The sequence below is a fragment of the Methylocystis sp. B8 genome, from assembly GCF_005771425.1.
Taxonomy (GTDB): domain Bacteria; phylum Pseudomonadota; class Alphaproteobacteria; order Rhizobiales; family Beijerinckiaceae; genus Methylocystis.
The window spans coordinates 54,382-68,216 of record NZ_VBTZ01000001.1 but is presented as its reverse complement, the minus strand read 5'-3'; the positions used below and the strand labels follow the sequence as shown (position 1 = coordinate 68,216).

General features: G+C 61.3%; 13 protein-coding genes and 1 pseudogene. 12 read left to right on the top strand and 2 right to left on the bottom strand.

The features are described from left to right. Positions 1 to 225: 225 nt before the first annotated feature. The 6 genes and pseudogenes from dnaK to pyrF (FEV16_RS00285) all read left to right on the top strand — a co-directional run bounded on the left by dnaK (position 226) and on the right by pyrF (FEV16_RS00285) (position 6,983). Entirely contained in the window at positions 226 to 2,121 is a 1,896-nt protein-coding gene (dnaK, locus tag FEV16_RS00315) for a molecular chaperone DnaK (RefSeq protein WP_138165625.1), read from the top strand. A gap of 125 nt (positions 2,122 to 2,246) precedes the next feature. Continuing rightward, on the top strand, positions 2,247 to 3,368 hold the full coding sequence (gene dnaJ, locus FEV16_RS00310; RefSeq protein WP_138165624.1) for a molecular chaperone DnaJ: 1,122 nt from the start codon (positions 2,247 to 2,249) through the stop codon (positions 3,366 to 3,368). Positions 3,369 to 3,453: 85 nt separating this feature from the next. Then, complete coding sequence (locus FEV16_RS00305; RefSeq protein ID WP_138165623.1) at positions 3,454 to 4,110, top strand: pyridoxamine 5'-phosphate oxidase family protein; 657 nt, start codon at positions 3,454 to 3,456, stop codon at positions 4,108 to 4,110. Positions 4,111 to 4,285: 175 nt separating this feature from the next. After that, the gene (locus FEV16_RS00300) at positions 4,286 to 4,921 is read left to right on the top strand and encodes a phospholipid methyltransferase (RefSeq protein WP_246657096.1); all 636 of its coding nucleotides are present in this window, start codon (positions 4,286 to 4,288) and stop codon (positions 4,919 to 4,921) included. Continuing rightward, positions 4,918 to 5,484 (top strand): annotated as a pseudogene (gene pyrF / locus FEV16_RS00295) (orotidine-5'-phosphate decarboxylase); the annotation flags it as partial. The gene FEV16_RS00300 and the pseudogene pyrF (FEV16_RS00295), both read left to right, overlap by 4 nt. Before the next feature lie 686 nt (positions 5,485 to 6,170). Then, the gene (gene pyrF, locus FEV16_RS00285; protein WP_138165621.1) at positions 6,171 to 6,983 is read left to right on the top strand and encodes an orotidine-5'-phosphate decarboxylase; all 813 of its coding nucleotides are present in this window, start codon (positions 6,171 to 6,173) and stop codon (positions 6,981 to 6,983) included. On the opposite strand, the gene FEV16_RS00280 is transcribed toward pyrF (FEV16_RS00285), so the two are convergent. Together FEV16_RS00280 and FEV16_RS00270 are read right to left on the bottom strand one after the other, a co-directional pair. Next, positions 6,937 to 7,890, bottom strand: coding sequence for an IS1595 family transposase (locus tag FEV16_RS00280; RefSeq protein WP_138165620.1), 954 nt, complete (start codon positions 7,888 to 7,890; stop codon positions 6,937 to 6,939). The genes pyrF (FEV16_RS00285) and FEV16_RS00280 overlap by 47 nt on opposite strands. 518 nt (positions 7,891 to 8,408) lie before the next feature. Next, on the bottom strand, positions 8,409 to 8,930 hold the full coding sequence (locus tag FEV16_RS00270; protein WP_138165618.1) for a hypothetical protein: 522 nt from the start codon (positions 8,928 to 8,930) through the stop codon (positions 8,409 to 8,411). Between the two features lie 138 nt (positions 8,931 to 9,068). On the opposite strand from FEV16_RS00270, the gene FEV16_RS00265 reads away from it, so the two are divergent. The 6 genes from FEV16_RS00265 (at position 9,069) to hpnE (ending at position 13,810) form a co-directional block, all read left to right on the top strand. Next, the gene (locus FEV16_RS00265; protein ID WP_348639960.1) at positions 9,069 to 9,236 is read left to right on the top strand and encodes an orotidine 5'-phosphate decarboxylase / HUMPS family protein; all 168 of its coding nucleotides are present in this window, start codon (positions 9,069 to 9,071) and stop codon (positions 9,234 to 9,236) included. Positions 9,237 to 9,250: 14 nt separating this feature from the next. Continuing rightward, entirely contained in the window at positions 9,251 to 9,457 is a 207-nt protein-coding gene (locus FEV16_RS00260) for a ChaB family protein (protein WP_138165617.1), read from the top strand. An 88-nt stretch (positions 9,458 to 9,545) separates the two neighbouring features. Then, a complete protein-coding gene (locus FEV16_RS00255; protein ID WP_138165616.1) occupies positions 9,546 to 10,766 on the top strand; it encodes a glycosyltransferase in 1,221 nt (406 codons plus the stop codon). Between the two features lie 40 nt (positions 10,767 to 10,806). After that, on the top strand, positions 10,807 to 11,697 hold the full coding sequence (gene hpnC, locus FEV16_RS00250; protein WP_138165615.1) for a squalene synthase HpnC: 891 nt from the start codon (positions 10,807 to 10,809) through the stop codon (positions 11,695 to 11,697). Further along, entirely contained in the window at positions 11,694 to 12,569 is an 876-nt protein-coding gene (gene hpnD / locus FEV16_RS00245; RefSeq protein WP_138165614.1) for a presqualene diphosphate synthase HpnD, read from the top strand. The genes hpnC and hpnD overlap by 4 nt, the downstream gene beginning before the upstream one ends. After that, positions 12,566 to 13,810 (top strand): hydroxysqualene dehydroxylase HpnE, encoded by a 1,245-nt coding sequence (gene hpnE / locus FEV16_RS00240; protein ID WP_138165613.1) that lies wholly within the window; start codon positions 12,566 to 12,568, stop codon positions 13,808 to 13,810. The genes hpnD and hpnE overlap by 4 nt, the downstream gene beginning before the upstream one ends. Positions 13,811 to 13,835: the final 25 nt, after the last annotated feature.

Genomic DNA, 13,835 nt, shown 5'->3' with positions numbered 1-13,835 from the left:
CTTTGTGGGTCGAGCGCCCGCCGGGCTCGCGCCTCCACGCTGGCCCGACGCCTTGTCGCAGGGAAATGGTTCTTCTATATGCGGCCTGCTCTTGCGGGCGGGTTAGCGCAACACAATCTTGGGAGAGCTAAGGATCGCGCGGCGGGCTCATGGCGAGCCGCCGTCCTTCGCCTCTTGAACCGGACCGCTTCGGGGTCCGGCGTTCACTAGCGAAAGGAAATCAATATGGGCAAAATTATCGGCATCGACCTCGGCACGACCAATTCCTGCGTGGCCGTCATGGAAGGGTCGAGCCCCAAGGTCATTGAAAACGCCGAGGGCGCCAGGACCACGCCTTCGATCGTCGCATTCACCGATGACGGCGAGCGCCTCGTTGGCCAACCGGCGAAACGGCAGGCGGTGACAAACCCAGACAAGACCTTCTTCGCCATCAAGCGGCTGATCGGCCGCACCTTCGACGACCCGATGACCAAGAAGGACATGGGTCTCGTCCCTTACAAAATCGTCAGAGCGAATAACGGCGACGCCTGGGTGGAGGCTGCCGGCAAGCAATATTCGCCTTCGCAGATTTCGGCCTTCATCCTGCAGAAGATGAAGGAGACGGCCGAGGCCTATCTCGGCCAAACCGTGACGCAGGCGGTGATTACCGTCCCCGCGTATTTCAACGACGCTCAGCGCCAGGCCACGAAGGACGCCGGCAAGATCGCCGGCCTCGAGGTGCTGCGCATCATCAATGAGCCCACGGCGGCGGCGCTCGCTTATGGCCTCGACAAGAAGCAGTCGGGCACGATCGCGGTCTACGACCTTGGCGGCGGCACCTTCGACATCTCGGTTCTTGAGATTGGCGACGGCGTCTTCGAGGTGAAGTCGACGAACGGCGACACCTTCCTCGGCGGCGAGGACTTCGACATGCGCCTCGTCGAATATCTCGCGGGCGAATTCAAGAAAGAGCAGGGCATTGACCTCACGAAGGACAAGCTCGCTTTGCAGCGCCTGAAGGAAGCGGCGGAAAAGGCCAAGATCGAACTCTCGTCGGCAACGCAGACTGAAATCAATCTGCCCTACATCACCGCCGACGCCACCGGGCCCAAGCATCTGACTCTGAAGCTGACGCGCGCGAAATTCGAGGCGCTCGTCGACGATCTCATCCAGCGCACGGTCGAGCCCTGCCGCAAAGCCCTGAAAGACGCCGGATTGTCGGCGGCCGATATTGGCGAAGTGGTGCTCGTCGGCGGCATGACCCGCATGCCCAAGGTGCAGGAGGTCGTGAAGCAGTTCTTCGGCAAGGAGCCGCATAAGGGCGTCAACCCCGACGAAGTCGTCGCCATCGGCGCGGCGGTGCAGGCTGGCGTGCTGCAGGGCGACGTGAAGGACGTGCTGCTGCTCGACGTGACCCCGCTGTCGCTCGGCATCGAGACGCTTGGCGGCGTCTTCACGCGCCTCATCGATCGCAACACGACGATCCCGACCAAGAAGAGCCAGGTGTTCTCGACGGCCGAAGACAACCAGACGGCGGTCACCATCCGGGTCTTCCAGGGCGAGCGCGAAATGGCGGCGGACAACAAGCTGCTCGGTCAATTCGACCTCGTTGGCATTCCGCCGGCGCCGCGCGGTATGCCGCAGATCGAGGTGACCTTCGACATTGACGCCAACGGCATCGTCAATGTCACGGCGAAGGACAAGGCGACCAATAAGGAGCAGCAGATCCGCATCCAGGCGTCTGGCGGCTTGAGCGAATCCGACATCGACAAAATGGTGAAGGACGCCGAGGCGCATGCCGCGGAGGATAAGGTCCGCCGCGAACTCGTCGACGCCAAGAACCATGGCGAGGCCGCGATCCACGCCGCTGAGAAGTCTGTGGCCGAATTCGGCGACAAGGTCTCGGGCGCCGATAAGAGCGCGATCGAAGCCGCCATCGCCTCTCTCAAGACCGCGATCGAAGGCGACAATGCGGAGACAATCAAGGCGAAGAGCAACGAGTTGGCTCAGGCCTCGATGAAGCTCGGCGAGGCGATGTATAAGGCGCAGCAGGCCGAAGCGTCAGGCGCGGGAGCGTCTGAGCCGCCCAAGGACGACGTGATCGACGCGGAGTTCAAGGACGTCGGCGACGACAAGAAGTAAGCCGGGACTGGCCATAGCCGCTCCGATGCGGTAGCGAAACGGGAACCCGGCGCGAATAACGCCGGGTTTCATTGCGTTCATGTGATCACGGCTACGCCCGCCGCCGCACTCATCAGAAATTGAGCATGTCCAAACGCGACTACTATGAAGTTCTGGGCGTCAGCCGCACCGTGACGGAAGTCGAATTGAAGATCGCCTTCCGTAAGTCGGCCATGCAGTGCCATCCCGATCGGCACCCGGGCGATAAGCAGGCGGAGGCGCGTTTCAAGGAATTGAACGAAGCCTATCAGTGCCTCTGCGATCCGCAGAAGCGCGCGGCCTACGACCGTTTCGGCCATTCCGCGTTCGAACAGGGCGGCGGATTCGGCGGCTTCGGCGCCGGCGAGGGTTTTGGCGCCTCGATGGCCGACATTTTCGAAGATTTGTTCGGCGACGTGATGGGACGGCGCGGCCGCTCGGGCGGACGCGAGCGCGGCTCGGATCTGCGCTACAATATGGAAATTACTCTCGATGAGGCCTATCACGGCAAGACCGCCTCGTTGAACATCCCGACCTCGGCGACCTGCGAAGCCTGTTCGGGAACGGGCGCGAAAAAAGGCTCCAAGCCAAAGACCTGCACGACTTGCGGCGGCATGGGACGCGTGCGCGCGCAGCAGGGCTTTTTCGCGATCGAGCGCACATGCCCGTCCTGCCAGGGACGCGGCGAGATGATCGAGAACCCCTGCCCCTCTTGTTCTGGCGCTGGACGCAAGACGATCGAACGTTCGCTCTCGGTCAATGTGCCGCCGGGCGTCGAAGACGGCACGCGTATCAGGCTCGGCGGAGAAGGCGAAGCGGGCCTGCGCGGCGGACCGCCTGGCGATCTCTACATCTTCCTCTCGGTGAAGCCGCATCCCTTCTTCCAGCGAGATGGGGCGGACCTCTATTGCCGCGTGCCGATTTCAATGGTGCGTGCGGCGCTGGGCGGCGAGATCCAGGTTCATGCGCTCGACGGCTCCGAGGTGAAGCTCAAAATCCCGGAAGGAACGCAGTCCGGACGGCAGATCAAGGCCAAGGGCAAGGGGATGCCGGTGTTGCGCGGGCGCGATCACGGCGATCTGCATGTGCAGATCAGCGTCGAGACGCCGCAAAAGCTCACGAAGCGCCAGAAAGAGCTCCTCGCCGAATTCGATGAGGAATCCTCGCACGACACGCATCCTGAAGAGGCGGGCTTTTTCGCGCGGATGAAGGATTTGTTCGGCGGGTAGGACATATTCTTATCCAAGAAGGGTGAAGCGCCTTATTGGATAGAACATCTCAATCAAATGCGCTGGGCAGCCTCAGGAGGAATCCATGGCCAACTGGTACGGCTCGGCGCATCGCGCGCTCCAGGATGAATTCGACACGCGCCGCCTCGCCGATTTGATGGAAGGCGGCGTGATGCACGCTGAATTCGCTCCGCATGAAGTCGATTTCATTCAGTCGCGCGACATGTTTTTTCTCGCCACCATGGATCCGTCGGGGCGGCCAACGGTCTCCTACAAAGGCGGCGCGACAGGGTTTGTGCGCGTCGTCGGACCGAGCGCGCTGATTTTCCCCTGGTACGACGGCAATGGCATGTTTTATTCGGCCGGCAATCTCGTTGAGACGGCCAATGTCGGACTGCTGTTTATCGACTTTCTGAGGCCAAACCGCTTACGCGTGCAGGGCGCCGCGGCGATCTCGCGCGACCCGGCGCTTCTTGCGACTTATCCTGGCGCGCAATTCCTTGTCAGCGTGGCGGTCGAGAGCCTCTGGGTTAATTGCCCGCGATATATCCACAGCTATCAGAAGATGGCGGACTCAAAATATTTGCCGAATTCAGCGGGCGATGCGCCGCTGCCGGGCTGGAAGCGGCTCGATCTAGCCCAGGAGGCGTTGACGCCCAAGGATCGCGCCGCCGTCGACGCGGCCGGCGGCGTCATCGATTTGGACGCCTATGGCGACCTCGTCGCGAAGGGCGAAGGGTGACTTCGCGTGGGAGTCCTTTGACCAGCCCGGGCGCAGCCCCGCTCTTCGAATTGCGAGCTTCGATCGCTCTTGACGCCCGCCGCGTTGTTTTCGGCGCGCGGCTCTCCTATCATCCGCCGGACGGCCCCCAATCGCGGGGCCGTTTGCGCGTTACTCTCGCGCCGGGAGGGGGCTTTTGCCGCACAGAATTCTAAAATCCAATGGGCGCGCGAAGCTCGTGGACAATGCGCGCTTCATCCGCCAATGGATCGAAAATCCGCGCCTCATCGGTGCCGTCTCGCCGTCCGGACGCGCGCTGGCCAAAACGATGGCGGGCTTCGTCGAACTGGGCAGAGACGGACACATCATCGAACTCGGTCCCGGCACCGGCCCGGTGACTCAGGCGCTGCTTGCGCGAGGGATTGCGCCCGAGCGACTCGTGCTCGTCGAATATGAGACCCGGTTTTGCCACCTGCTCTCTGAACGCTTCCCCGGCGTCAACATTGTTCAGGGCGACGCGTACGGCCTCAAGGCGACGCTCGACGGCAAAGTCCCAGGGAAAGTCGCGACGGTCGTTTCGAGCCTGCCGCTTCTCAATCGGCCCGAGCGCGATCGCGTCGAGCTATTGAACCAGGCTTTCGAGCTGATGGGCGATGACGGGCTCTTCATTCAATTCACATACGGCCTGACCAAATCGCCAATGCCCATGCATGCGCATGGCGTGAAAGGCGCATATGTCGGCAAGGGATCGCCGCCGATCGTGCTCAACATCCCGCCGGCGCGCGTGTGGCGCTACCGCAAAGCCGGCCATGCTGGAAAGCCGAGGGCGTGAAAGCGCGTGAGCGCCTGATCGTCGCGCTTGACGTTGAAAGCGTCGACGAGGCGCGCGCGCTGGTTACGGCGCTCGGCGAAACAGCCTCCTTCTTCAAGATCGGCATGGAGCTCGCCTATACGGGGGGCGGCTTAGATTTCGCGCGTGAACTGAAAGCGGCCGGCAAGCGCGTCTTTCTCGATTTGAAGCTCCATGACATCGGCGTCACCGTGGAGCGTGCAACGCGCCAAATCGCCCGGTTCGGCGTCGATTTTCTCACTATCCACGCTTTCCCTCAGACGATGGCGGCGGCCCGTCAGGGCGCGTCGGACGGCGCGCTCAAGCTCCTCGCCGTGACCGTGATGACCTCCTATGACGACGCCGATCTCAAGGAAGCAGGTTATGCCTGCGGCGTCGCCGAACTGGTTGCGCGCCGGGCAAAGCAGGCGAAGGAGGAGCGGGTCGATGGTCTTGTTCTGTCGCCGATGGAACTCGCGACCGTTCGTCCCATCGTCGGCTCTGACATGCTGCTCGTGACGCCGGGGGTGCGACCGGCGGGCGCCGATGTCGGAGACCAAAAGCGCGGTATTATGTAGCTGATGCAAGTCGCCGAAATGGCGATTAGTCCGCCTATTTGCGACAATAGGTGCATGGCAAACAAATTCGCTCGCACCACAACATATGAGCACACGATTTCCGGCTTGCTCAAGAGGCGGGCAGAGCTATTTGGCGAGGCCGAGCGGATACGTGACCGTTTAGCTGAGATAAATAACGACGTGGCGGCTCTCGACCGCATACTCGTGAGTCTTGGGTGTAAGGCCAATCTCGACCTGCTAATGCCCAAACAAAAACGTCCGCCAATCATAAATTATGGCGCTGCCGTAAAACTCATACTTGACGCATTGAAGGAAACTCAACCGCTGTCATCTAGGGAGATCGCCAGAAAAACGCTCGAAAATTGTGGACAAGACCCGGCAGACAGGAAGGCTCTGTCAGACGCAACGGAGCGGATTTCGAGAACCCTAAGACGGTTAAGAGACCGTGGCTTACTCGTCGGGACCCCAGACGAAGATGGGCGTCTTTTTTGGACGATACTGCAGAGATGCGAGTCTGAGCCGTAATTTCAACGCAGTAAAGGCTTGCTTTATGATTCGGGCTAATGCAGAACTCGGCTTCGAATCTGCCTCGTCGCGCGCGCGTCCAGCCCAAAATCGCGTCGATACAGCGTATCCCGCGTTCATCCTGGGGCAGGTCATCTGGAGCGTAAGAGATGGCAGCCGTGGCCGAATTGATTCGACCCGATATGAATGTTGTCAGTGATCAACAAATCAATGAAGCTCGTAGCCGTCTAATCGTTGCGCTTGATTTCGACACGATAGATGAGGCTCGCGCCCTAGTAAAAACGCTAGGGGATGAGGTTGAATTTTATAAGATTGGGCTAGGGCTGCAACTTGCAGATGGGGGGGCTTTTGCAAGACAGCTTAAAGGCTTGGGCAAGAAGGTATTTCTCGACTATAAGTATCATGACATTGGGAATACCATTGAAAATGCAGTGCGGAGAGCCGCAGAATTAGAAATTGATTTCCTCACAGTTCACGGCACTAGTAGTATACTTGAGTGCGCGGTACGAGGAAAGGGCGAGTCTAAGCTAAAACTATTCTTTGTGACTGTATTGACTAACATGGACGCAAAAGACCTTGAGGAAATGGGCTACCCGCTAAACACTAAGGTCAAAGACATAGTAGTTCACAGGGCAAAGAAGGCACTTGAGGCAGGAATAGACGGTGTTATCGCTTCTGGTGTCGAAGCGGCTGCGATCAAGGCCGTTGCCGGAGGGCGTCTCATGGTCATTTCTCCGGGCATTAGACCGGATGGAAGCCCCGTGGATGATCAAAAGCGAGTAATGACACCAAGAGAAGCGATTGAGAGCGGTGCCGATTATCTTGTCATAGGACGCCCGATATTAAATGCTGAATCTCCTAAGGAAGCTGCGCGCGCTATTGTTAGAGAAATGGCAGAAGCGTTGGCCGAAGGGATTAACGCTGCCAGTACCCCTTCCACTGGCATGACACCGGATGCGTGAGGGCGGCGTTCGCGGCCATCAGGTATTGCTCGCCATTTGAGACGCGGCGATGATCTTCGCGCCACGCCATTTCGCGGCTGTAAGCCGCGAGATACGGGCCGCTAAGATGATGGAAGTGTCCCGCTTCCGCGCGACGGATGCGTGAGAAGAAGCTCTCAGCTTGATTTGTGCACGCCTCGCCGTCGCTGCAAGCGTGCTGATGATTGATACGCTTCGTCAGGAAGATCGTGTGCAGCTTGTCCCAATGCGCAGCTTCGTCGGCATGAACTGTAGCAGCGGCGTCGACGCGCTCGGCGATAGTTTCGACTGACTCGCCTTCCGACTTGAACACGAAAGGAAGCGTGCGGCCATTGCGTTCGCGCATGGCAACCACGACTCGTCGCTTGCCCGTCTGATTGACGAGCTTGCGGCGGTCCTTGCGGTTTTCCTTGTAATTGGCGGGGCGGACGTGGCCGCCGATATAGCAGCCGTCGATTTCGACCTCTCCGGCCAATTGCAGGGTTTCGACCTCAGCGGCGAGGGATTCGCGGATTTTGTGCGCGAGGACGAAAGCGGTTTTGTATTGCACGTCCAAGTCGCGCGAGAGCGCCAGCGCGTTCTTGCCTTTCACTTCGTTGACGAAAATTGCGATGGCCAAGAGGTAGTCGCGGACGGGGAGCTTACGGTCGGCAAAGATAGTGCCGGACGTGACGCTAAACTGGTGATCGCAGCCCTTGCACATAAAGGCCGGGCGGCACTTGAGTGCGTAGACGCCAAGGCTGCCGCAACGCGGGCAAACCGGCTGGCCTTCCGTCGACGCCCAGCGAATCAGCCGGAAAGCGTGTCGAGCGTCTTCGTCCGTCATGCGCGCGACCTTGGCCAGTGAGAGGCTTCGGGCGCCGGCGGAAAGGAGGAAGTGCTGGGCCATCTGCGTCAGTCAAATGATTTTCGTTAGACATGACGATAAGTGTTAGCATTTTGGGTGTCAATAACGATTTTCGTTTGTCTTGACGGTTTTTGATGCTGGCGCTATCTGTATCGCATGACGCCGGGGCAGTGCCGCGCAGCTCGCGGATTTCTCGATATTTCTCAAGACGACTTGGCGATAGCCGCGAAGGTCGGGCTTTCGACGGTCCGGAATTTTGAGAAGGGACGAAGCGTTCCGATAGGGAATAATCTATCGGCAATTCAATCTGTTCTGGAGCAGCGCGGGGTGCGCTTTGTCGCTGAAAATGGGACATGTGGCGTCATGTTCGCGCCGCCAGAAAAGGACGGAGCGATGTAGACAGGATTCTCTGATTCTGCTAGGGAAAAGGGTGGAGATAACGGGAGTCGAACCCGTCGGCTGAACTTGATGAGGGTCCCGTCCGGCGAACCTGCTATCCCCAGTGAACGGTCGCCACGCCAACGCAATGGCGACCGTTCTGAGCATTAGAAGCTATCTTCTCATGTCTCACCCCCCGGACCGGCTTCACGGCCTTTCGCTCCGGACCCGAAAAGAGCCTCGTGAAACGAAGGCTCCGGCTTAGAACCCGTAGGCGCACTTTCGGACGGCGTGCCTGCGGGTTCATTCTTTTGCGGGCGCATAAACCATTTTTCGCCGCGCCTCTCGATCACTTCGTCTTGTGATAGCTGCCACAGCGTCCCTCTGACGGTATTATATTTAACTCCTGTCGCTTCTTGAATATCGCCCAACGTGGCTCCACCTCGCGAGCGAATGGCTTCCAATATCTTTGGCTTGACGGTGCCTTGTGCCGCACGCGTGGTCTCAACCAATTGTCCCACGAGTTTTTTCGCGAAGCTGCGATCTGGCGCTTGCTGGATTCCAAGAGCGTCCGCCAATTTCGCCTTAAGCTCAACGGACGCCTCTTGCCGCCCCGCCGCGCGGCCGGCCTCGAATGCCGCCGTTAGCGCCTCCTTAAATGAAGGAAAGGCTCCATCGATGATATCGTCTAGCTGATCTGACATGCGTGTGTCGGCCCCTAACGGCGTCGACAGAGCTTATAGACCCACAATCAGATAGAGTCCAGCATGAATGTCGCTATGAATGTTCTGGTTCCATTCGGCGCGCTGATATTAAACCAGATATTCAGGCAACTATCTAAAATGATTGAGACTTGCATCAGCTACATAATACCGCAAAAGCGGGTGATGACGCCGAGAGAGGCGATCGCGGCCTCCGCGGATTATATCGTCGTGGGCCGGCCGATTACGCGAGCGGCCCATCCCGCAGCGGCCGCCGAGGCCATCGTCAGCGAGATGACCAACGCCTGATCGAGGTCCGTCGCATGCCCTACGCCAGCAACGCCGACCTGCCCGAAAATCTTCAGCAAATCCTTCCTGAGCACGCGCAGGATATTTATCGCGAAGCCTTCAACCACGCCTTCGACGCCCATCGCAACGACCCTCGGCAGGAGGAAGCGGCGCACCGCATCGCCTGGGCCGCAGTCAAGCGAAGCTACGTCAAGACGGAGGCGGGATGGATGAGGCGATAGCCGAGAACATTCGGGGAGCGCGCTAGTCTAGCTTGAGCGCGAGTGATAGAACGCCGGCCTGCGCCGAATCCTCCACCCCGATTCGCCCATGCTCGCGACTTTCATCTCCGTCTTTGGGCTGTTCCTCTGGCTCTACCTCATTACGCTGCGCGGCGGCTTCTGGCGGCTCACCGAGCATGATCGGAACCTTGGCGGACAAAATGCCGCCATTCCGGCGACCTACGTCGTCGCGGTCGTTCCGGCGCGAAACGAGATCGACGTCATTGAACAGAGTCTGGCGTCGCTGTTCGCTCAAGAGTTCCGCGGCCGCTTCGATATCATTCTCGTGGACGACGAGAGCGAAGACGGCACAGGCGAAGCGGCCAGACGCTGCGCGGAGGCGCATGACGCTTCAAGCCGCCTGACAGTTCTCTCCACGCGCGGGCCAGATGCGGGCTGGACGGGGAAGCTCGCGGCCATGCAGCACGGGTTCGATCACGTGCGGAAGCTGCCGATCGACCCCGACTTCGTGTTGTTTTGCGATGCGGACATCGAATTTTCGCCGCATGTGCTCGCGCGTCTCGTTTCAGGAGCAAAGGAACGCCGCGCCGTTCTGACGTCGCTCATGGTCAAACTCCGCTGCGAAAGCGTCGCGGAGCGCTGGCTCGTCCCGGCCTTCATTTTCTATTTTCAGAAGCTCTACCCGTTCCGCCACGTCAACGATCCCGAGCATCCGATGGCGGGCGCCGCGGGCGGGGTGATGCTGGTGCGCCCTAAGGCGCTCGCGGCTGCGGGCGGTTTTCGCGCCATCCGCGGCGCGCTTATCGACGATTGCGCGCTGGGCGCGTTGATGAAGGCGCAAGGGCCGATCTGGCTGGGCCTGACCGAAGACGTTCACAGCCTTCGCGCTTATCCGCGCCTCGCCGACATTTCCCGTATGGTGGTGCGCTCGGCTTACGCCCAGTTGAGCTATTCCCCTTGGCGTCTCGCTGGCGCGCTGTTCGGCATGGCGGGGGCCTATCTGGCGCCGCCCTATCTGACGCTTTTCGGCGAGTCGCCAGCGCGCGAGACGGCGCTCGTCTCTTGGCTGTTAATGGCGCAGGCCTACATGCCGACGCTGCGCTTTTATGGCCTGTCGCCTTTGCGCGCCTTTGCTTTGCCAGGCGTCGCGGCATGCTATACCTGGTTCACGGTTGAATCGGCCTGGCGGCACCTTTGCGGCCGCGGCGGCGAATGGAAAGGCCGCTATCAGGCGCCGCAAGCGCAAAAGGCGGCGCAACGATTCGAAACGTCCGGCGAGATCGAGACAAGCCGCGAAATCGAGGTTTGAAAGGGCGCGTAAGCGCCGTGGAGCGGCAAAACGGCGTCATATGGACCTTGCGCAGACGAGTTCGGGAAAGACCCATCACGACGAGAATTTTCCCGTCGCGTCCTTTCTCATCGCGCCGCGCCACCGCGCGCCGATCCTCGCCTTCTATGAATTCGTTCGCGCCGCCGACGATATCGCCGATCACGCCACACTCGGCGCGCAAGAGAAGCTTGATCGGCTCGACGCGCTCGATGATGCGCTGATGGGAAAAGCGGAAGAGGACGCCGAGGTCGCGCGCCGACTGCGCGAGACATGCCAGGAGCGCGGCCTCGATCCGCAGCATGCGCGTGACCTCATCGCCGCCTTCAAGCGCGACGTGACGCAACTGCGCTACCGCGACTGGAATGATCTCATCGACTATTGCCGCTATTCGGCCATGCCGGTCGGACGCTTTGTCTGCGACGTACATGGCGAGGACGCCGGCCGAGTCTGGGCGGCCAACGACGCGCTCTGCGCCGCCCTACAAGTCATCAATCACCTGCAGGACTGCGGCAAAGACTACCGCAATCTCGACCGCGTCTATCTGACGCAGGACTCGTTTGCTGCGCATGGCGCCTCCGTAGAGATGCTGGCGCAGGAATCATCGCCGCCGCCGCTCCTCGCGACGATCCGCGACCTGAACGAGAAAACCGCGCGCCTTCTGGATCAGTCGCGTCCCTTCGCCGATCTGATCGACGACACGCGGCTCGCAATGGAAGTCGGCGCCATCCAGACTCTCGCCGAACATCTCGTCGCGCGGCTCGCGGTCGCCGATCCGCTCCGCGACAACGTCCACGACGGCAAGTTCGGCTTCGCGCTGAAGGGCGCGATGGGCGCGCTCGGCGCGCTTCTTCGCCGCATTTCACGCCCGCGCCGCCCAGTTTCCGAGACGGTCACGAGGACTGGCCAATGACGATGGATGCGCTCGCCGACGCCGCGACGCTGCGCACGCGCGCCATCGCGACCAAGAGCTCCTTCTATCTCGCAATGCGCATCCTCGAACCTGCGCGCCGCGACGCCATGTTCGCGATTTACGCCTTCTGCCGCGCCGTCGACGACATTGCCGACGACGAAGGCGACCGCGCCGTTCGGCGGGCGGCGCTCGACCAGTGGCGCGCCGATCTTGACGAGCTTTACGCCGGCCGCATCCGCGCGCGCGTCAGTTTTCTCGCCGAACCCGTGCGCCGCTTCCGGCTCGACCGCAACGACTTCGAATCGGTGATCGATGGCATGGCCATGGATGTCGAGGAGGATATTTGCGCGCCGGAATGGGATAAGCTCGAACTTTATTGCGACCGGGTCGCGAGCGCCGTCGGACGGCTGTCGGTGCGCGCTTTCGGCCTTGCGGAGACGGAGCCGAGCGTCGATTACGAATTGCCGACCGGCCCAAAGCTTCTCGCCTATCATCTCGGCCGGGCGTTGCAGCTTACCAACATCTTGCGCGATCTCGACGAGGACGCCGCGCGCGGCCGGCTGTATCTGCCCCGCGAGGCGCTCGAATCCGCCGGCGTGACGACCTTTGCGCCGCATGCCGTGCTGTCGCATCCCTCGCTCGAAGACGTTTGCGCGCCGGTCGTCGCGCGCGCGCGCGAACATTATGATCAGGCGGATCTGGTGATGGCGGGGCTGCCGAAGCGTGCGGTGAAAGCGCCCTATATCATGGCCGCCGGCTATCGCTCGATCCTCGACAATCTTTCAGCTCGTGGGTTCTCGCCGCCCCGCGCGCCGGTAAGGGCGTCGCGTCTCAAGGTCATCAGCGCCTTTTTGCGACACGCCTTCACGTGAGCGAAACGATCCATGTCGTCGGGGCGGGCCTCGCCGGGCTTGCTTGCGCGCTGCGTCTCGCGGACGCCGGACGCCGCGTCGCGCTTTACGAAGCCGCGCGCATGGCCGGCGGACGCTGCCGCTCCTATTTCGACTCCTCGCTCGGCCTGACGATCGACAACGGCAATCATTTGCTGCTTTCCGGCAATGCGGCGGCGCGCGATTACGCCAAGCGCGTCGGCGCGAGCGACGCGCTCGTTAGCCCGAACGAATGCGCGTTTGATTTTCTCGATGCGCGCACGGGCGAGCGATGGACGCTGCGTCCCAACGCCTCACGCATTCCCTGGTGGATATTCGTCGCCGACCGCCGCGTGCCTGGCACGGGGCCGCTCGATTATCTTGACGCCGCAAAACTTCTCTTTGCGAAGGACGGCGCGACCATCGGCGAAACCATGCGTTGTAACGGTGTGTTGTGGGAGAAGCTTTGGCGCCCGGTTCTGCTCTCCGCACTGAATACCGAGCCTGAAGAGGCCTCCGCTAAGCTCGCGGGCGCCGTGCTGCGCGAGAGTCTCGCCGCCGGCGGCGACGCCTGCCGACCGATGGTGGCGAAAGGCGGACTCGGCGACGCCTTCATCGAGCCGGCGCTGCGCACGCTTCGCGCCAAGGGCGTCGAGCCGCGCTTCGGCGCGCGTTTGCGCGAAATCGCTTTCGACGACTCTCGCGTCGCTGCGCTGCGCTTCGGCGATAGTGAGGAAACGCTGCAAGAGGGCGACGCGGTCATCCTCGCGACGCCGCCGTGGATCGCGCAGGAGCTTCTGCCCGGTCTCGTTGCGCCCGACGATTTTCGCGCAATCGTCAACGCGCATTTCAAGATCGCGCCGCCGCCGGGCCAGCCGCTGCTCCTCGGCATGATCGGCACGCTCACCGAATGGCTGTTCGCTTTCGACGATCGCCTGTCGGTCACGATCAGCGGCGCCGACCGCCTGATCGACGACGCGCGCGAAGAGCTTGCGGTAAAACTCTGGGCGGAAGTTTCAGCAGCGACTGGCCTGCCGCTCGAACCGTTGCCGCCCTGGCAGATCGTCAAGGAAAAGCGCGCGACTTTCGCCGCGACGCCGGCGCAAGAAAAGCGCCGGCCGGGCGCGAAGACATCCTGGGACAATCTGTGGCTTGCCGGCGACTGGACGAATACGGGTCTTCCCGCGACGATCGAAGGCTCGATACGGTCCGGCTACAAGGCGGCCAAGCTGGCGGGCGCCTGAGGGCGGCCGGCGAGCGGACGCAGTT

Coding starts and splice junctions, on each gene's coding strand:
- dnaK (WP_138165625.1), top strand. CDS start 226: ATGGGCAAAATTATCGGCATCGACCTCGGCACGACCAATTCCTGCGTG.
- dnaJ (WP_138165624.1), top strand. CDS start 2,247: ATGTCCAAACGCGACTACTATGAAGTTCTGGGCGTCAGCCGCACCGTG.
- FEV16_RS00305 (WP_138165623.1), top strand. CDS start 3,454: ATGGCCAACTGGTACGGCTCGGCGCATCGCGCGCTCCAGGATGAATTC.
- pyrF (WP_138165621.1), top strand. CDS start 6,171: ATGGCAGCCGTGGCCGAATTGATTCGACCCGATATGAATGTTGTCAGT.
- FEV16_RS00280 (WP_138165620.1), bottom strand. CDS start 7,890: ATGGCCCAGCACTTCCTCCTTTCCGCCGGCGCCCGAAGCCTCTCACTG.
- FEV16_RS00270 (WP_138165618.1), bottom strand. CDS start 8,930: ATGTCAGATCAGCTAGACGATATCATCGATGGAGCCTTTCCTTCATTT.
- FEV16_RS00265 (WP_348639960.1), top strand. CDS start 9,069: ATGATTGAGACTTGCATCAGCTACATAATACCGCAAAAGCGGGTGATG.
- FEV16_RS00260 (WP_138165617.1), top strand. CDS start 9,251: ATGCCCTACGCCAGCAACGCCGACCTGCCCGAAAATCTTCAGCAAATC.
- FEV16_RS00255 (WP_138165616.1), top strand. CDS start 9,546: ATGCTCGCGACTTTCATCTCCGTCTTTGGGCTGTTCCTCTGGCTCTAC.
- hpnC (WP_138165615.1), top strand. CDS start 10,807: ATGGACCTTGCGCAGACGAGTTCGGGAAAGACCCATCACGACGAGAAT.
- hpnD (WP_138165614.1), top strand. CDS start 11,694: ATGACGATGGATGCGCTCGCCGACGCCGCGACGCTGCGCACGCGCGCC.